11 protein-coding genes are annotated in these 18,285 nt (G+C 68.3%); 5 read left to right on the top strand and 6 right to left on the bottom strand.

Translation table 11 applies throughout. The annotated features are described in order from the left end of the window. Nucleotides 1-58 precede the first annotated feature (58 nt). Nucleotides 59-1,711: an SGNH/GDSL hydrolase family protein gene (locus AKJ13_RS27695; protein WP_050736214.1), complete on the top strand. Its 1,653-nt coding sequence runs from the start codon at nt 59-61 to the stop codon at nt 1,709-1,711. Nucleotides 1,712-1,720: 9 nt separating this feature from the next. Here the strand turns inward: AKJ13_RS27695 and AKJ13_RS27690 are convergent, their stop codons facing one another. The 5 genes from AKJ13_RS27690 to AKJ13_RS31000 all read right to left on the bottom strand — a co-directional run bounded on the left by AKJ13_RS27690 (nt 1,721) and on the right by AKJ13_RS31000 (nt 9,262). After that, nucleotides 1,721-4,126, bottom strand: coding sequence for a glycosyltransferase (locus AKJ13_RS27690; protein ID WP_050736213.1), 2,406 nt, complete (start codon nt 4,124-4,126; stop codon nt 1,721-1,723). Between the two features lie 52 nt (nt 4,127-4,178). Then, nucleotides 4,179-4,595: a hypothetical protein gene (locus tag AKJ13_RS27685; RefSeq protein WP_050736212.1), complete on the bottom strand. Its 417-nt coding sequence runs from the start codon at nt 4,593-4,595 to the stop codon at nt 4,179-4,181. A 200-nt stretch (nt 4,596-4,795) separates the two neighbouring features. Continuing rightward, entirely contained in the window at nt 4,796-5,470 is a 675-nt protein-coding gene (locus AKJ13_RS27680; protein ID WP_050736211.1) for a DedA family protein, read from the bottom strand. A 133-nt stretch (nt 5,471-5,603) separates the two neighbouring features. Next, on the bottom strand, nt 5,604-6,617 hold the full coding sequence (locus AKJ13_RS27675) for an NAD-dependent epimerase/dehydratase family protein (protein WP_050736210.1): 1,014 nt from the start codon (nt 6,615-6,617) through the stop codon (nt 5,604-5,606). Beyond that, nucleotides 6,614-9,262 carry a glycosyltransferase family 61 protein gene (locus tag AKJ13_RS31000; protein ID WP_244471767.1) on the bottom strand — a complete coding sequence of 883 codons (2,649 nt, stop codon included), beginning with the start codon at nt 9,260-9,262 and terminating at the stop codon, nt 6,614-6,616. The genes AKJ13_RS27675 and AKJ13_RS31000 overlap by 4 nt, the downstream gene beginning before the upstream one ends. Before the next feature lie 257 nt (nt 9,263-9,519). On the opposite strand from AKJ13_RS31000, the gene AKJ13_RS27660 reads away from it, so the two are divergent. The 4 genes from AKJ13_RS27660 (at nt 9,520) to AKJ13_RS27645 (ending at nt 15,012) form a co-directional block, all read left to right on the top strand. Next, nucleotides 9,520-10,179 (top strand): acetyltransferase, encoded by a 660-nt coding sequence (locus AKJ13_RS27660; protein ID WP_050736209.1) that lies wholly within the window; start codon nt 9,520-9,522, stop codon nt 10,177-10,179. A gap of 126 nt (nt 10,180-10,305) precedes the next feature. Next, on the top strand, nt 10,306-11,415 hold the full coding sequence (locus tag AKJ13_RS27655) for an aminotransferase class I/II-fold pyridoxal phosphate-dependent enzyme (RefSeq protein ID WP_050736208.1): 1,110 nt from the start codon (nt 10,306-10,308) through the stop codon (nt 11,413-11,415). Nucleotides 11,416-11,442: 27 nt separating this feature from the next. Further along, the gene (locus AKJ13_RS27650) at nt 11,443-13,215 is read left to right on the top strand and encodes a glycosyltransferase family 61 protein (protein ID WP_050736207.1); all 1,773 of its coding nucleotides are present in this window, start codon (nt 11,443-11,445) and stop codon (nt 13,213-13,215) included. Between the two features lie 27 nt (nt 13,216-13,242). Further along, nucleotides 13,243-15,012 carry a glycosyltransferase 61 family protein gene (locus tag AKJ13_RS27645; protein ID WP_050736206.1) on the top strand — a complete coding sequence of 590 codons (1,770 nt, stop codon included), beginning with the start codon at nt 13,243-13,245 and terminating at the stop codon, nt 15,010-15,012. Between the two features lie 27 nt (nt 15,013-15,039). On the opposite strand, the gene AKJ13_RS27640 is transcribed toward AKJ13_RS27645, so the two are convergent. Then, nucleotides 15,040-18,156, bottom strand: coding sequence for a rhamnan synthesis F family protein (locus AKJ13_RS27640; protein ID WP_050736205.1), 3,117 nt, complete (start codon nt 18,154-18,156; stop codon nt 15,040-15,042). Nucleotides 18,157-18,285 lie beyond the last annotated feature (129 nt).

The following is an 18,285-nucleotide window of genomic DNA, read 5'->3' as shown; positions in this document are numbered from 1 at the left end:
CGGCCCGAACACGGGCCACACCACGAATTGTGACGACACGCATGACGATGGCGACCGCATGAGCAGCGCCCGGGCCGGCGACAGGCCGCTCTTCCCGTTCGGGCCGATCCTGTTCTTCGGCGATTCGGTGACCGCGTCCTGGACGGCGCAGATGCCGGAAGCCTTCTCCGGGCCGCAGACCGTGGCGCGCGGAATCCCGGGGCAGGCGACCCGGGACATGGCGCGCCGGCTCCGCTCCGAGATCGCCCTCTACGGAGCCCGGGGGCTCCACCTGATCTGCGGTTGCGACGATATCCTCGGCGGCAACCCGGGGGTCATGCTCGACGGCATCGTGGCCGACATCCGGGCGATGCTCAGCGACACGCGCGACCTGTACGTGCGCAGCTGGGTCGGCTCGATCCCGCCGGTCGACCCGGCCTCACCAGCCGTTACCGGGCGGCGCATCGAACTCATCGCGCAGGTGAATGCGTGGCTGCGCGACCACGTGCACGAATACGGCGCCGCCTTCATCGACCACGATCCCCTGCTGGCGACCGAGACGGGCACTCTGAAGCCGGCATTCAGCGACGACGGCGTGCGCCTCAATGCCGCCGGCAACACCGCGCTCCAGGCCGCGATGCTGGCCGCGCTCACCGCCCCTGGCGTCGATCAGATCTGGCCGCCGCCGGAGAGCGAGGATGCGGCCCGGCGGCGCAAGTTCCTGCACCATTTCGGCTATCTCGACTCGAATACCCGCCACCCGAGCCCCTACATCCAGTTCGCCGGCAAGCCGGGGGCGAGCCATTACGGCGTCCCGTTCGACGCCCAGGGCTTCCTCAACGCCACCGCCATCACCGCGTACAAGCCCCCCGGCGAGACCCGGGTCTTCGTGGTCGGCGACTCGACCACGATCGACGGCGGCACGCTGGCCAACACCCTGCCCGGGCGCCTTGAGCGGGTCCTGCGGACGGACGGGCTCGCCAGTGCGCGGGTCTACAATTTCGGCGTGATGTCGAGCTGCCTGACGCAGATGACCCACCTGATCTGGTCGAGGCTCGTCGGCTACCAGCCCGACGCGATCGTGGTGATGAGCGGCAGCACCGACCTGTTCCAGCCCTGGACCTACGATCCGCGGCCCGGCTACCCGTACAACGCCTTCATCACCGAGCGGCTCTACGACCATTTCTTCGACACGCACGATCCCCGGGCGCGGGAGGACGGCTTGTCCTACGACGCGCTGGTCACGCTGATCTACGAGGAGCTGAAGCGGCTGCGCGCGGAGGTGGGCTGGCAGACGCCCGGCTGGGAGGATGCCATCGTCCACCATTACCAGCGCGCCGCGCACCGGCTCACCAAGCTGTCCCACGACCACGCCGTGCCGATCGTGAGCGTCCTGCAGCCGACTGTGCTGCGCAAGCGCCACCTCACCGAGGTGGAGCGGAGCGTCGCCTCGGGGGCGTTCCTGGCCTATCTCGACCGCCAGTACGCCAAGCTGGAAGCGTTCACCGCCGTGCTCGCGCGGCGGCGGCCCTACCGCAGCACCTTCACGGCGCTCGATCTCAGCGGTCTCTTTCGCGATCGGGAGGAGGGGACCTTCTACGACATCGTCCACTACGACGATCCGGCGCGCGAGATCGTCGCAGCGCGATTGGCGACCGAGGTGATGCAGGTGCTCGACCGGCCGCGCACGCCGTTCGAGCGGGTGCGGCGCCTGCTCGGCGGGAGCCGGTAGCCCGCCGCCTTACCCCTGGCGATCGGTTCGCTTCACCCGATGCGTGAAGATGATCGACAGCCACGGCACGACCTCGTGCTCGACCTCGATCGACAGCAGCACTTCGAGGTGGAGCGCATAAGGAAGGGTGAGGCGGAAGCCGCAGCGGGCCTCCTCCATGGTGGTCGGCATGTCGCCCAGCACCGCCGCGATCACGTCGGGCCGGTGGACGTCCACCCGTATCCGCTGAACCTCGCCGTCGACCTCGGCGATGAGCGTCGCCTTGGCCCGGCTCGCCGAGACGACCCAGCCGGAGAGCAGCACCTGTCCGTCCTGGATCTCGGCCCAGACCCGGTCCTGGGGCGATTCGAGGTTCGCCCGAGCGAAGGAATCCGGAAGCTCGCCGTCGAGCTCGGCGATCGTGCAGCCGACCTCGTATTTCTCGAAGCCGCGCCCCTCCCCGAAGATCTGGGCGAACTGCTTCTGGTACTGCGCCACCCGGGCGTTCTTGATGTCCTCGGGCAGGCCCGACCACTGGCCCTTGTCCTGGATCGTGTAGACCGACAGGAGTTCCCGCAGGAACGCGATACGGCCCTTGTCGGCGACGTAGAGGTTCATCAGCCAGTCGGCCGCCGCCACGTTCTCGTAATACGCCTCCGGCACCCGACGCAGGGCCTCGGCGCGGTAGAAGCAGCAGGAGAAGTTGGCGGTGAGCGGCGCGTTGGCCAGCACCGGGAAGCTGATCGTGCCGGTGGGGTAGCGGCCCTGCTCGTCGTGCGGCACGAAGGACCCGGTCGCCGGATAGTGCAGCAGGACCCAGTTGAAGCACATGTCGAGGGCGCGGTCGTTGCGCAGCACGCGCATCTGCATCGCGATCTTGCGGTCGGACAGCCAGTAATCGTCGGCCTCGCAGAAGGCGATGTAGCGGCCGGTACAGGCGCCGATGCAATCCTGCATGTTGCGCAGCATGCCGAGATTGCGCTCCCGGGGCCGCACGGTGATCCGCTCCGGATCGCGCAGCCGGTAGGATTCGACGATCTCGGGCGTCCCATCGGTGGAGCGGTCGTCGCCGATCACCACCTGCAGTTTGAACAGGCCGCGCTGGGCGAGCACCCCGTCGAGGCAGCGGCGGATGTAGCCGGCATGGTTGTAGGCGGTGACGATGACGCTGACCGTCAGCTGTTCCTCGAGCCAGGCGCGCAGCGCCGCCGGCTCGCCGGAGAGATCCTCCGGCGCGTCGAGGCCTATATCGTGCAGGGCCGCCCGGGCGATGTCGGGATTGGCGTCGATCAGCGCGCCGAGGCTCGGGACGTCCTCCTCGTCGAGATAGGCCTCGGCCAAGCGCCGGAAGATCGCCTTCTGCGAGGCCTCGTAGCCGGCGGCGTAGCGCCCGCCGAAATGGCCGCGCAGCGTCCGGAAGAACGCGATCTCGGAATTGCCGAGCTTCTTGTGCCGGGCGAGCTCGGTGGCGTAGGTCGCCCACATCCCGGCCGCGTGCTTGCGGTAGACCGCCATGACCTGCGGCAGGAAGCCGATGCGCCCAACCTCGGCATGCATCAGATGGACGTACCAATCCCCCGGGGCGATGCCCTCGTCGAGCCGGAAGGGCTCCTCGCCGTGATAGCGCCACCGATAGAGCACGCTGTTGGTCTGGACGAAGTTGTGCGCGACCAGGTCGGACAGCGAGGGCTGCGGGCTCGAATGCGTCGGATAGATCTCCTCGACGCCGGGCATGTCCTCGTAGAGAACCCGCACCGGGTGGAAGCAGAGGGTGAATTCCGGATTCGCCCGCAGGAAATCCACCTGGCGCTGGAGCTTGCTCGAATCCGTCCAGTAATCGTCGCCCTCGCAGATCGCGACGTACTCGCCCTGGCAGCGGGCCGCGAGGTCGGCGAAGTTCTTGTTCGGCCCGAGATTCTCGGTGCGAAGAACCGCCACGAGGTTGGGATGGCGCGCGGCGTAATCCGCGATGATCTCCGCGGTCCCGTCGTTTGAGCGGTCGTCGCCGACGAGGAGCTCGAACGGGAAATCCGTGACCTGACCCAGGATGCTGTCTAGGGTCTCGCGGATGAACCGGGCTTGGTTGTAGGTGATGCACAGGACCGACACGACCGGCCGGTTCCAAGCCGGCGCGGGCTCGGATTCGGCGCGCGCGCGGATCCAGGCCGCGAACGGGTTGACGAAGCTGCCGTCGAAGGTCTCGTCCGGCTCCGCGGTGAAGTCCGCCCGCGGCTGACGCCCGAGGCGGGCGCCGTATTTCACGTAATGTTCGAGGGGCGAGAGGTCGGTCAGGCCGACATCGGGATAGCGGGTGGCGTACCAAATGTGGTCGAACCGGCCGCTGCGATAGATCGTCGAGAAATCGTCCTGCCACGGCTCCAGGGCGGGCTTCGCCGTGTTCGCACCCGGCGCGGCGTCTCCTGCACCGTCCTGCATCGATCAGATTCCTCGAACGCGCGCCTGGGGACCGCTTCCTTCGACCGGTCCCTCAGAGGGTGCCGGGAAGGCGTCCTTCCTCGGAGCCGTGGTTGTAATAGTGCCGCGTCGGATCGGCGCCGGCATTCGCGACGTCGTCGTTGCAGGACAGGTAGAAGGTTCGGTCGAACAACCCGGAAGTCTCGAGCCAGTCGAGCATGGTCTGCTCGGGGACGACCGGCGCCCGGTCGGGGCTCGCCGCGGCGGCCCCACGGTAGAGATGCACGAACTTGGCGATCCGGGCTGCAACCTCCTTGGCGGGGGGCCGGCGCACCGAGGAGGCGACGACGCTCGACTGCTCGCCGGGCCGCCGGCGCTGGAGGTCGGCCTCGGCCAGGCGCACCAGCCGGGCCATCTCGCCCTGCGCTTCCTTGAGCCTCGCCTGCGTCTCGGCGAGCTCGGCCCGCAGCGCGTCCACGTCCTCGCTCAAGGGTCGGCTCCGTCTCAGTCTCGACGTCCTGCGATCCGGGCGCGGGACCACGCGGCGGGATCGGCCGGATAAGGCGCGATCAAGGCGCCCGCCGCGTGAAGCGGGGTGATACGATCGGCTCTGGGACCGGTCAACCCGGAAGAGGCCCGGCGACAGGCCTCAGGCGACGGCAGGCCTTCTGCCACGGGCGGCGCCCGATCTTACCCGGCGACGGGGCGCGGCGCGGCCGAGCTCTCGACCAGCGGGCCGGGGATCGCGGCCTCAGCGTCGACCATCAGGCGCGCCTCGTGGCGGCGCATGAACATCCACAGCGCCACGGCACCGAACAGCACGAAGGCTAGGAGCGCAAGGCCCACGGGACCCATGACGTTCTCGATGGAGCGGCCGCACAGATACGCGCCGAAGCCCATGATCGAGGCCCAGGCGACGCCGCCGACGGCGTTGAAGACCATGAAACGGCGCGCATCGAGCTTGTTCACGCCGGCGAGGACCGCCGCATAGGCGCGCAGCATCGCGGTGAAGCGGCCGAAGAACACGATCTTCCCGCCATGCCGGCGAAACAGGTACTGCCCGAGCTTGAGCCGGCCGTGGTCGAGCCCGATCAGGTGGCCCTTGCGCAGGAGCAGGGGCAGGCCCCAGCGGCGGCCGACCCAGTAGCCGGCATTGTCGCCCAGGATCGCGGCGGTCGCGGCGATCGCCACCACGAGGGCGATGCTCAGGTTGCCGGTGCTGCCAGCATAGGCCGCCGAAGTGAGCAGGACCGTCTCACCCGGGAGGGGTAGGCCGGCGCTCTCCAGCGTGATGATGACGAAGATGGCGATGTAGCCGTAATTCGCGATCAGGTCGGCAATGGGCAGATCGTGCAGGAAGGACATGCGGTCTCCTCGCGGATCGGAGGGCTGCCCTGTCGGCGAGAAACATGGCCGCTCCGGGGCGAAGCCCGAAATACCTGGCCGGACGCCGATCGGCTGTGCCGGCGAGCACGACGGCTCTCGGGCTTCGCCGGCCTCAGCGGGCCGGATTCGCCAGATGGGCCCGCATCCAGTCGATCGTGCTGGTGAGCCCTTCGCCCAGGCCGACCCGGGGCTGCCAGCCGAGCTCGGACCGAATCAGCGTGGTGTCGAGCACGTTGGCCGGCACGTCAGCGGCGCGGCTCGGCTTGTACAGGCAGGGCAGGCGCTCGCACCCGAAGGCTCGCTCCAGCTCGGCGATGATCTGGTTGACGCTCAGCCCCGTGCCGCTGCCGACATTCATCACCTTGTGGGGGCCGTCATAGCCGACAGCGGCCAGGAAGGCGTCGCTGACATCGTCGATATGCAGGAAATCGCGCACGACCTCGCCGGTGCCCCAGACCTCCAGCGGCAGATCCGCGAGCACGCGGTGGATGTAGCTGCCGATCAGGCCCTGGTGCCTGTTGCCGAGCTGGAACCGGCCATACGGGTTGGCGATCCGCAGGATCTGATAGTTGATCCCGTGGAGATGCCGGTACAGGTGGAGGGACTTCTCGATCATCAGCTTGCTGATGCCGTAGGCCGAGATCGGCTCGGTGGGCGCCTGTTCCGGGATCGGGGTGGCGCGCGGGATCCCGTAGATCGCGCCCCCGGAGGACGCGAACACGACCTTCCTGATCCGGGCCGAGCGGCAGATCTCAAGGAGATGCAGGGTCGCGATCGGCGCGGCGGCCAGTTCCGCTGACGGGTCGCGGTTTGAGCTTTCGGGGATTGATCCGGCGATGAGGTGGAAGACAAAATCCTGACGCTCGACCGCGTTGGCGATGCCGAGCCGATCGGCAAACTGGCCGGTGACCCGGGCGACGCGCCGGTCGAGGACCTCGGCCTGCGGTTGGCTGCGGCTGAAGCAGGTGACTTCGGCGCCGGCTTGCGCCAGGCGGTTGCACAGGTTCAGGCCCAGGAAACCGGCACCGCCCAGCACGAGGCAGCGCGCTCCCGCGAGAGCCGAAGCCGTTAAGCCGGCTCCGGCCGGATCGACCGGCGGTCCGTCATCGCCTCGATCGCCGCTCATGGGCGGAGTTCGGCGCTCGGATGCGCCGGGATCGGGCCTCCCGGCGCGTCGGACCCGGCTGGGTCCGGGTCCCGCGCTTCGATCATGCGCTCCACCAGGGCGAGGGCGGCGTGCTGAAGCGCGCGGCGCGTCGGCTCAAGCGGCACCTTCCCGTACGCCCGGGTCGCCGCGTAGGCGGCCGCATAGGCCGCATCCCAGCCGGCGGCGAGGATCGGCGGCCCGGCCTCCTCCAGGGCGTCCCGGACGGTGACCCAGGCGGCCTGCTGGGTTGCATCCCAGGCCGCGGCCCGAACCGCGGAACCGGTCTGCCGCAGGGTGAGGTTGGCGACCGCCGCCCGCTTGCGGACGCGCTTCAGGTGATCGCACAGGGAAGCGAGATCGGCGACATCCGTGAGCTCGGCCCGGTCGGCGAGCTCGTCCGCCTCGACGTTCAGCTTGGCGAGCCGGAACCAGGCTGGGACGTGGGTGCGGACGAGCCAATCGGCGACCATCGCGATGCGCCGGTGCTCCATGGCCTCCGAACCGTTCGTCCCGACGAGGCGCGGGACCAGCGGGAGGAGCAGGCCGTCGCGCTCCGCCTGCGGCAGGCTATCGCCCCAGGTCCGGATGAAGGCGGCGATGCTCGGCGAGGCGCAGGCGGGCTGATCGGAATGGGGCTCGCCGGCGAGGTAGGCTATTGCTTCCAGGGCGCTCAGGCCCTGGTTCGGACTCGCGTGTGGACCGGCGGCCAGGGTTGTGACGCGCGCGAGGCGCTTGGAACCGACGCGCACGGGCTCCGCGCCGGCCGGCGACCGGAGCACGTTATCATCCGGCACGCGGATGGGAGGGCTGTCCGCGTCCGAGAGGGTGAAGCCCGCGGGCTTGCCGGACGCGACCTCGTTTTCCAGGGCGGCGACGGCCGCGACGACCTTCCTCGGATCGACGGTGTAGCTCACGTGGAAGGCGTGTACGCCCGGATGATGCAGTGTCCGGCCGCGCAGGAACAGGATCCGCGCGCCCCCGACTTCGATGTAGCTGGTATAGCCCCGGAAGTTGAAGGCCAGCTCCTCGTGGATCAGGCCGAGGATCCGGCAGCCGGGCCGGCAGAACAGGGCGTTGCTCAGGGCCGAGCTCGACGAGCCGACCACCAGAGCGGCCGAGTGGAACGCGTCGACCTGCTCGAGGAACGACATCGTCTCCGGGTAGATCACCTCGAAGCCCAAGGGGCGTAGGCGCTCGGCGATCTCCTCCTCGTTCACCAGCGCCCGCTGGGTGAAGGCCTTGCGCGAGATGAACAGGCGCCGGTCGGTCCGCTCCGACAGGACTCCGCGCTCCCGCGCGCTCTCGAGGATCCGCTCGCGCACGGCTGCGAAGATGTCCGCCGGCCAGACCGTGTCGTAGAACGGCCGGCCGGGCTTCATGTCGAACGGGAAGAAGGCCGGAACCGGCGCCATGCCGAGAAGCCCGAATTCGACCGGCTTGGGCGGCAGCTTCATCACCGGCCGCTCGCGCGTGTCGAGGAGGCGCAGGATCTCCTCATGCGAGTCCGGCATGTGGTCGTCGATGCAGAGCGGGATCCCGTCCGGGCAGCGCGGATCGTTGTAGGCGAGCATGCGCGGCACGAACTCGCAGAACCAGTGCCCGTAATTTCGGCTCTGCAGGCCGAACATCATGAGCCCGGCCTCGACCGCATGCGCGTCCTCGGGCACTTCCACGAGGGCGCGCGTCGCGCCGAACGCGGCCGTCATGATCTGATCCGGGTTGAGGCCATCCTGCAGCAGGACGTCCCGGCGGCGCGGGTGCGCTGCTAGATCGTAGACGAGCTTATCGCCAGCGACGACGACATTGCTGCGCGGGAATGCCCGGCACCCGTCGAGGAACGCGAGATACTGAGCGGGCATGTCGAGCCCGCCCGATTCGGAGCGCAGGGTGGGCGGCGGCTCCCAGAAGCGCAGTTCGGGTGCCGCGATGCGGCGGGCGGGCCGGATTTCAGTATACCGGGCGCCGCCGGCCGCCGCGAGGGCCTTCACGGAGACCATGTCGTAGGCGGACAGCGGACCGGAGCCGGTGACGTGGCGGGTCTGCGCGTGGAGGGCGATCGCTTCGTCGAAGCGCCCGGCTTCCAGCAGGGCATCGAGCCTCAGGCGGCGAAGGTTCTTCACCTTGCTACTGAGCCGGTCACCGTCTTCGGTGGTCACGCCCGCGTCGCCACCATTCAGCTCAAAGGCGAGGCGGTAGCATTGCAGGCAAGGCCCGGGTTCGTTCCGGCACTCATGCTCCCAACCGAGCCGGAGCAAGATCGCAACGCCGTTCTGGATGAGCGCGGACGCATCGCTTTCGGTACGAAGGCGAGCGACATAGGTGCTGGCCTCGTCGAAGCGGCCGCGTCCGCACAGGTCGCGCAGGCGCGCGATGGCGGCGGCTCTCGTCCAGCGCTCGCGATTGTCGGGGACGAGAGTGCCGATCAGATCGTAGATGTCTGCCGCGGCACCGAGATGATCATTGCCCTCGAGGCGGAATGCGAGCGCCCCCAGGTGCCGCCGCATCGCGGCGCTCTCGGCGCCCGTGCGATCCGCAAGGGCGCGCATGCGTTCGACGATGTCCGAGGCATTGTCGGCGGTCACCGTCCGGATCAGGGCGATGAAAGTCTCCGTCGGCCTCATCATCTGTTCCGCGCCTTGCACGCACTCGCTCATCGGGCAGCCCAACCGCGGGCGGTGTACTGGAACCGACGCCCCGTGACGAGGCACCCGGACCCGGACTCATACGGACCGGTATGGTCACCGACCCTGGAGGGCCCGCGGGGACTCGTGTAGGGCAGGGCGCCGGACAGGCAGGAACTCCCGCGCATGGACGATCACCCGAGCGACAGGCCGTTAGTTGGATCGGGTCGAGCCCGGAGGCAGTCACGGATGCCGGCGCAATGACCGTTCGCCTCGTCCTGTACGGGGCCGGCGCCCTCGCCCGCGAGATCGTCGACGTCCTGGAACGCCTGAACGCGCACGAGACCGCGATCGAGTTGCAGGCGAGCATCGTCGATCCCGGCATCGACGCGCCGGAGACCTTTCGCGGAAAGCCGGTGGTCCGAAATGTCCGCACCTTCGCGGGAGACGATAGCCTGCGCTTCGTCGTGGCGCTGGGCGAGCCCGGGCCCCGGGCCCGGGCGGTGGCGCATCTGCGAGCAGAGATCGGCGCGCAGTTCGGCTCGATCATCGATCCCGGGGTTCTGATCGGCGCGAGCAGCCGTGTCGGCGCGGGTGCCGTGATCCTCGGCCATTCCACCATCACCGCCGATGCAAGGCTCGGCGAGCACGTGCTGGTCAATCCCGGCTGCACGATCGCCCATGACAACGCGCTGGAGGATTTCGCGACGCTGAGCCCCGGCGTCCACTTGGCCGGTCATGTCCAGGTCGGGGAGGGGGCGTTCATTGGAACGGGTGCCTGCGTGATCCCGAAGATCCGGATCGGCGCGCATGCCCTGGTCGGGGCCGGCGCCGTCGTGATCCGGAACGTGGCGCCGGGTCAGACGGTGTTCGGAAATCCCGCGCACGCCTTGCCGGCCCGGCCCCTGCGACGCGCCTGAGAGGAGGGGAAGGCAGCCCTCCGAGCCGGCGCCTTCCGCGGCCGCGCCCGGCCATGTATAGCGGGCGCCGTCACCGGGCGTGCATATGAGGATGGTGGCGGCCGACAGTCAGGACGTGTCTCGACGATGATCCCCGTGCTCATTCCCAGCCTGCCGGAGACGGACGCGATCGTCCCGTATCTCCGCCGGATCGATCAGACGCACACCTACAGCAATTACGGGCCGCTCTCCCGCGAGTTCACAGCCAAGCTCTGCGCCTTCGTCTCCGAGCGGGCCAATGGTGCGCCGGTCGCGGCCACGATCACCGGCAACGGCACCAGCGCCATCGAGCTCGCCCTGCGCTACCGGATCGCGGGGCGCACCGGCCGGCTCTGCCTGATGCCGGCCTACACCTTCGTGGCCACCGCGCATGCGGCGGTGAATGTCGGCCTGGAGCCGTTCTTCGCCGATGTGGATCTCGACACCCTGTCACTGACGCCGGCCATCGCCGAGCGGGCGCTCGCGATGGCGGAGGGCGATGTCGCTGCCGTCGTGGTGGTGAGCCCATTCGGGGCGCCGATCGACACCGCCGCCTGGGAGGCGTTCGAAGCCGTGCACGGCATCCCGGTGGTGTTCGATGCAGCTGCCGCGACGCTCAACCTGCGCCGGGTCGGCGCGCAGCCGATCTGCGTCAGCCTGCACGCCACCAAGGCGCTCGGGATCGGGGAGGGGGGCGCGATCCTCACCACCGATACGAAATTGGTGGAGCAGACCACCGCCATGACCGGGTTCGGCTTCACGACGACCAGCCGGGTCTCGGAGGTGCGCGGCGGCAATTTCCGGATCTCCGAATACGCCGCCGCCGTCGGCCTGGCGGTGTTCGACGGCCTGGAGGCGCGCATCCGGCAGTTGCGCGAGGCATCGCTGGCCTATGTCGAGGGCTTCGACCGGATCGGGGTGCGCATGCAGCCCGGCTTCGGAGCGGACTGGCTGACCATGACGGTCAACGCGCTGTTCGAGCCCGCCGCCGCCAAGGCGGTGACGGACGGCTTCGACGCCGCCGGGATCCAGTGGCGGCGCTGGTACGGCACCGGCTGCCAGGCCCATCCCGCCTTCGCCACCTGCCGGCACGACAGCCTGGCGTGGACCGAGAGCGTCGCCGCCGGCGCCATCGGACTGCCGTTCTTCCCGACGATCACCCGGGAGCAGATTGCGGAGGTCTGCGGCTGTGCGGAGCGGGCGCTGGCGGCTCGCTAGGCGCGTGAGAGGGAACGGTCGAGGACGATGCAGGCGGACTTTCGACGCATCCTGACGCAGGCCCATCGGTCGAACGGCACGGCCGCGCTCGACGCGATCGAGGGCGCCCTCGCCACCGTGGCGGATGACCGGGCCGAGACCGCCGCGCAGCACCTCGCGACCCTGGGTTTTCGGTTCCAGGGCGAGGATAGCCTTGACCTCGCCGCCCGCGCCTACGCGCTGGCGGCCCGGACCTCGCGATCCCGCACCGCCCAGTACCATCTGGCCGCCGTCCGGACGCGCATCGTCGACCTGTGCCGGCGCCAGGTGTTTGACGCCGTGGACGGCCTCCTGGAGGAGCTGCGACAAGCCAAGGCCGCAGCAGGAGACCGCGGGCCGAACGACCCATCGCTGATCCACATCGCCTGGGATTACGAACTCGCCGGCAACGCCGAGGGCGCGGTGCGCAGCTACCTGCTCGCCCGGATCGCCCGGGACCAGCTAAGCGGACAGGCCCTGACGATCGACGGCGATACGCTCGAGCGCAAGATCCGCAACCTGCGTAGCCTGCAGATGACCGCGCTCGCCGAAGGTGGCCGGCACGAGGAGGCGCGGGCGCTGCACGAACGGACGCGCCACGTCCTCGGGCTCGGACCGCTGGGGATCTACGACATCGTCTCCGCCCGTCAGGCCACCACCGAGGGAGAGGGTGATTATAAAGAAATGCTCGGCCCCCGCCGGATTGCGGAGCCGGAGATCCGCTTCCTCGAAGGTCCGGTGGCCCTGACTTCCGATTGCGGCACTCTGAACGCCCCGCCGCAATACATTGCCCGGTTCAGGGACTGCCTGACCTTCCCGCGCAGCAACATCGTACTCCAGGGCAACCGCCTGATCTACGACCTCGCGGCGCACCCAGACAGCGGCGTCGCGGATATCAAGGATGGGAAGAACGCCGATCAGATCATGACGGCCGTCTACGGGGCCGGTCGCGCCCTGGTCGAGGAGCCGGCCGAGGCGCAGACCCTGGATGCCGGCCTGATGTTGTTCGGGCTCCAGAGCAAGAACTACGGCCACTGGCTGCTCGAGTTCGTGCCGCGAATGCTGTGGTTCAACGATTCCGCCTGTCCCTCGAGCTTCCCGATTTGCATCGACGACCACATGCCGGAGACGCATCGGCAGATCGTGGAACTGCTTGACGAGCGCACGAGACCGATCCTGCCGCTTCCGGCGCAGGCGGTCCGCTTCAAGGAGCTCGGAGTCGCCCCAGTCCCGACCTTCTTCCCGTTCGACGCGCGACCGGGTGTGCCGGTCTACGACTCGGTGTGGCCGAAGGATGTCCTCGGCGCCATGCAGCGCGCCGTGCTCGACAAACTGGCAGCGCGCGGTGTTGATCTGCGTACCACCGGGCGGCGCATCTTCCTCTCACGGAAGGGCTTCGTTCAGCGCCAATTGGTCAATGAAGCGGAGATCATCGACGTTCTGGCGCGCCGCGGCTTCGAAGTTGTGTACCCGGAGAAGCTGTCGTTCCTTGAGCAGATCGCCCTCTATCACAGCGCCGCCGTCATTGTCGGATCCGCAAGCTCGGCTCTGACGAACTGTATTTTCTGCAACAACAAGGCTCGCGTCGTCGCGCTGATCCACGAGAACCGATCGTTCAATTTCCGCGGCTACACCAGTATGATTGAGTCAAGTGACGCCAAGGTTCTCTTCATCCGGGGCTCGACGGTCCCGAGCGACAACACGCACCCGTTCCACGTCAACTACACGGTCACGCCAGGACAGGTGTTGCGCGGCCTGGAGAGCGTGGGCGTCGGCACGTAGCTCTCGGATGCTGGAGACGGGAGCGACATGCGGCCGACGGCGACCTTCATCGACCTGATCCGGTCAATCGACAGCGGCAATGCCCCGACCAGGCTCGAGACGCTGGCGGCCCTGCTCAGCGCGGAGCCTCCCTCGGTTGCGCGCGTGGCCGCGACCCTGCGACACCTCGAAGCCCTCGGGTTCCGCCTCGAAGGCGGCGCTCGGTTCCGGGATGCGGCGCGCGCCTACGAGCTCGCCGCCACGATCGTCCCCCGGGATCCTCAGCGCTGGCGATGGATCGCCGCGACAGCGCGCCTGCGCGACTTTGTCGAGCACGCGCGCTGGGACGAGGCGGCGGCGTTCATCGCCGAGATCAGGGCGCGCGAAGGGTTCGAGGCGGCCCTGCACGAGTCCGCCAGAACGCTGCTGGGTGCGGCTTGGGATCACGAGTGCCGTGGCCGGGCGGAACCCGCCATCCAGTGCTACCGCCTCGCCTTCGCCCTCAATGGCGGAGATGCCGGCCTCTCGACCGGGGACGGTCACAGCCTCAGCAGCAAGATCCGGAATCTGCGCATCTTGCAGATGAACGCTTTGGCGGAGGCGGGCCGATACGAAGAGGCTGCGGCTTTGCACGAGAGCACGCGGGCGATCGCCGGCTTCGGTCCCGTCGGTATCTATGAAATCGTCTCGGCGCGACAGGTCGCCGACGCCGGGCACGGGCGCTATCGCGAGCTGCTAGCCGGCCGCACCATTGCCGAGCCCGAGGTAAAATTCCTCGGGGGCTCGATTGCGCTGACCTCCCAGCCGGGGTCCCTCGACGCACCACCGCAATACGTCGCGCTCTTCAAGGACTGCCTGACTTTTCCCCGTAGCAACGTCGTTCTGCACGGACAGCGCCTGATCTACGATCTGGCGGCTCACCCTCTCCGCGGCCTCGCCGACATCAAGGACGGGGTCAATCCGGGTCAGATCATGCTGGCGGTCTGGGGCCGCGAACGTGCGCTGGTCGAGGCACCCGCCGAGATCCAGGAGATCGATGCCGGCCTGATGCTGTTCGGCTTCCAGAGCCGGCAATACGGCCACTGGCTGCTCGAATTCGTCCCGCGGATGCTGTGTTTCAACGATCCCGCCTGCCCGACGGGCCTGCCACTCTGCATCGACGACCAGATGCCGGACTCTCACCGGCAGATCATCGCGCTGATGGACGAGCGCGACCGCCCGGTGCGGGTCCTGCCGCCGGTAGCGATCCGTTTCGGCGAACTCGGCCTCGCTCCGGTGCCGACGTTCTACCCGTTCGACACGCGGCCTGGGCTGCCCATCTACGACGCGATCTGGCCGAGCGACGTCCTTGCCGCCACGCGGGGCAAGATCCTGGAGCGGCTCGCTGCGCAAGGCGGCGACCTGCGGCGGACGGGGCGGCGGATCATCCTGTCCCGGCGCGGCTTCACGCAGCGTCGCCTGATTAATGAAGCGGAGATCGCAGACGCCCTGCAGCCTCACGGCTTCGAAGTCATTCAGCCCGAGAATCACACCTTCGCCGAGCAGGTCGAGATCTACCACGCGGCCGACATCGTCGTCGGGTCGGCGAGCTCCGCCCTAATCAACTGCCTCTTCTGCCGCCCGGGCGCGAAGGTCATTGCCCTGACCCACGACAACCGGGCCTTCTATTTTCGCGGCTTCACCAGCCTGATCGAGTCGAGCGGGGCGAAACTCCTGTTCGTCCGCGGCCACGCCGTGCAGACGGAGGGACTTCATCCTATGCATGCGGATTACGCGGCTTCATCCGCGGCGATCCTTCAAGCCCTCGCCGCATTCTGAGCGGCCCCGGCCGGCAGGCCGCTGCAGCTACACCGCCGCGTAGACCTTGTGGAGCGGGAAGCCGCAGAAATCGTCCTCGACGCCGAGCTTCCTGATCGGTTCCGAGGGCGTCGCGATCTGGCCTTCCATCAGCATGCGCAAGAGTTCCTGCGATGCCATCAGGGGGATCTCGGCCTGCAGCAGCTCCGGCCCGTAGAGGTCGATGGTCTCGATCACGTACTGCTCGGCGCCGGCATGCAGCTCGGCCAGGATAGCGTGCTCCTCCGGCGTCCGCGGATCCGCTTTGAACAGTGGTTCGATCCGATCGCCCGCCGTGTCGTAGCCCACCACCTGTCCGTGCGCGGCCGTCAGGAAGGCCTCGACGGAGAGGGAGTGGCTCAGCGCGGGCATCGACGCGGTCAAGGTCGCGACGTTCTCGCAGAGGCAGCCGAAGGCCGAGCCGCCATCCGCCTCGACGGCCTTCGCCTTGTCCAGGGCCGCCAGATAGAATCCGACCAAGGGCCGGCCGAGCGCCGTCTGTATCATCCGCTGGATCGTGGCCGAGTACCCGACATCGACGACACCGCAAATTGCGTCGCCGTCCAACTTCTCCTGCTGGGCATAGGCCAGGAGGCGCTGGTGCATGTCGGCGGCATGCGCCGCGATCTCCGGCTCGAGGTCGGTCATAATCCGCTCGACGGTCGGGGTGTCCGCCGGAAGCCGCACCGCGACTTGGTCGAGCTCGCGATGCGCCGGGGCCGTGAACCCGGCCCTGTTCCAGAGGAGCCCCTGGACGGTGCCCACGTAGCGTCCGGCCGCCGTCACGAGGTCCGGGCGGAACGCCTTGCTGAGGGCGGCGGCGATCGCCGTCTGTCGGGAGACGTGGAAGTAGCGCCCCTCTGGCAGGTGGTCCCAACCGTAGCGCTCCCGGATGAGCCGGTAGATCCTGACGAGGACGTCGCCTTCGCGCGCCAGGAAGTACAGCCGCTCGACCCGGGCCAAGGCCTCGTGGCGGATCAGCCACGACATGAAGACCAGCATCAGCGGTCCGAACACGGCGTACCCGATCTCACGGCTGGAGCCGAGGGATAGGTAGGGGCTGGTGGCTCGACCGAGGAACGGATTGCGGCACAGCGCCAGCATGGCGTGGCCGACAACCAGGTCGGACGGCCAAGTCCGTACGAGATCGCCTTCGTCCCGCACGAACCCGCTCTGGGCGAGGATCTTGGCCGGGTGGGCGACGTGCAAGTAGGGGATGCGGCGGTCGCATGCCGCCTGAATATCCGAGTGCTCGTTGTCGCCGACATGCAGCCAGCGAGCACGCGGTACCGCCTCGGCCTCCTCGACGTAGCGCCACAGGTCGCCTCGGTCCTTGCGCGCGCCGACCGCGTTGGACACGTAGATCGCGGCGAACAGGTCGGCGATCCCGGCCCCGCTGAGGATCGCGAGGATGTCGGCCTCCTCGTAGTAGGTGTCCGTCATCAGGACGATCCGCTTGCCAAGCGCGTGCGCCGCTTGAAGGACGGCGATGACTTCCGTGCGAGGGCGTAGGGCGCCGAGGTCGATCCGCTTCTCCAGGGCATGCGCCCGCGCGATAACGTCGGCGGGGATCGTCCCCACGGCGGCGAGGTCCGCGTAAATTTCCAACAAGTTGACGTCGCCCTGATGGTGCTTGCGAGCCCGGACCCGATTCTCGGCGGCCCGGCGCTCCGCGAAGAGCGGGATGGGCCGACCTTCCTCCGTCGCGATGCGGTGCTCGACGAGCTTGAGCACCGCATCCGGTCTCCGGGCCGGACGGCTCACGAGGGTGTCGAACAGGTCGAACGAGATGAGGTCAACATCGATGAGCGCCTCGAGCGCTTGTTCTTGCGAGCGGGCGCTGTACTGATACCAGTTGCGGGCGCTGCTGTCGTAGCGCGCGAGCCCTCGACCATAGTCGAAGCAGACGGCGCGGTAGCCCTGCGCCCGGCTCACTAGTGGAATCACACGCTCGATCGCGTGGGCCAGTGTTCCGTCGGTCTGGCCGTGCTCCTCGGGGAAGTCCTCGAGGGTCAATCCCGCGGTCAGCAGTGGACGAAGGGCGTCGACGCGCGCCCAGAACATGCCGCCGACGGGGTAGTCAAGGTATTCGTCAAACCCGTCATAGGGTAGGCACAGACGGGCGAGCAGACTGTGGCCAGCCCCAACGTTCGAGAGCCAAGTGTGGGCCCAGTGGGCGACGTGCGCGCTGGTTTCCGGGAAGAATAGGCCGATCTGACGGTCCTTCTCCAACAGCGCTAGGGCGATGGCAGCACAGGCAGCGTTCCCGAACAGCGCCCGATAGATCTCGTCGCGCCAGCGCACCTGCTCGGCACCGCTGAACAGCGATTTCTTGGTGTGGACGTGGAGCACGTAGTCGTAGCGCAGGATAGTCTTAGCGAACACCGCGACGAGCGGTCCGAAGTTGCGGCCGCGGTTCTCCGCCAGCACGACCCGACAGCGGTGAATCAGGCCGGCGCGCGCCGCGGCCGCCTCGATCGCGCTCTTCTTGGCGGACTGGTCGGTCGAGACCAGCAGGTCGAATTGTGGGATCGCCCGCACAAGGTGCGGTAAGAGTTTCTCGAACACGTCGACGTAGAAGGCATGGACCACCACGACGATGCGTGCGGTCGTGCCCTGACGCAGGACAATGGGAAGAGTCTCGATCGCGCGGGCGCCGGTGTCGCGGGCGTATGCTAGACGGATTGGCCGCCCTTCCGCGCGACCGCTGTCCAGATAATGCAGCAGCGGGTTCGAACCCGCTGTGGCCACGTCGGTGTTATTGCCGAGATACCACCCTCCATCGAACAAAGGGCCGGGATTCATCCCGAGGACTGCTCCCTCGCGGAGGTAGTGTCGTGCGGTTTGGTTGGGCGACAGGTCGGGGACGTGAGTCGTCCGGTACCATTCCGCGTCGAACAGATCGGAGCCTTCGATCTGCGCTAGCGCCACTGGGTCGGCGAAGGGACAGATCGGCCGCCCCTCTGAATGCCCATCGTTCAGGTAGTGCAGCAGCGGGTTCTGGCCCGCCGCGACGACGTCGGCGTTATTGTCGAGGTACCATGGGCCGTCGAACAGTGGGCCCGGGCTCAGCCCACGTGCGGCGCCATCCTGCAGGTAGTGTCGTGCGGCTTGGTCCCGTGCCACGCCGTGCGCTTGAGTCGTCCGGTACCACTCCGCATCGAACAGATCAGAGGAAGCAATCCGCGCCACCAACTCTGGGTTAGCGACCGGGCAAATCGGCCGATCCTCGGAACGTCCACTATCCAAGTAGTG

Source organism: Methylobacterium sp. ARG-1 (genome assembly GCF_001262595.1).
Lineage (GTDB): Bacteria > Pseudomonadota > Alphaproteobacteria > Rhizobiales > Beijerinckiaceae > Methylobacterium > Methylobacterium brachiatum.
The sequence above is the reverse complement of the archived record's forward strand: the minus strand, read 5'-3'. Positions and strand labels throughout refer to the sequence as shown.

Excerpts from the sequence above, each read along its gene's own strand:
- AKJ13_RS27695 (WP_050736214.1), top strand. The coding sequence starts at position 59 with ATGAGCAGCGCCCGGGCCGGCGACAGGCCGCTCTTCCCGTTCGGGCCG.
- AKJ13_RS27690 (WP_050736213.1), bottom strand. The coding sequence starts at position 4,126 with ATGCAGGACGGTGCAGGAGACGCCGCGCCGGGTGCGAACACGGCGAAG.
- AKJ13_RS27680 (WP_050736211.1), bottom strand. The coding sequence starts at position 5,470 with ATGTCCTTCCTGCACGATCTGCCCATTGCCGACCTGATCGCGAATTAC.
- AKJ13_RS27675 (WP_050736210.1), bottom strand. The coding sequence starts at position 6,617 with ATGAGCGGCGATCGAGGCGATGACGGACCGCCGGTCGATCCGGCCGGA.
- AKJ13_RS31000 (WP_244471767.1), bottom strand. The coding sequence starts at position 9,262 with ATGATGAGGCCGACGGAGACTTTCATCGCCCTGATCCGGACGGTGACC.
- AKJ13_RS27660 (WP_050736209.1), top strand. The coding sequence starts at position 9,520 with ATGACCGTTCGCCTCGTCCTGTACGGGGCCGGCGCCCTCGCCCGCGAG.
- AKJ13_RS27655 (WP_050736208.1), top strand. The coding sequence starts at position 10,306 with ATGATCCCCGTGCTCATTCCCAGCCTGCCGGAGACGGACGCGATCGTC.
- AKJ13_RS27650 (WP_050736207.1), top strand. The coding sequence starts at position 11,443 with ATGCAGGCGGACTTTCGACGCATCCTGACGCAGGCCCATCGGTCGAAC.
- AKJ13_RS27645 (WP_050736206.1), top strand. The coding sequence starts at position 13,243 with ATGCGGCCGACGGCGACCTTCATCGACCTGATCCGGTCAATCGACAGC.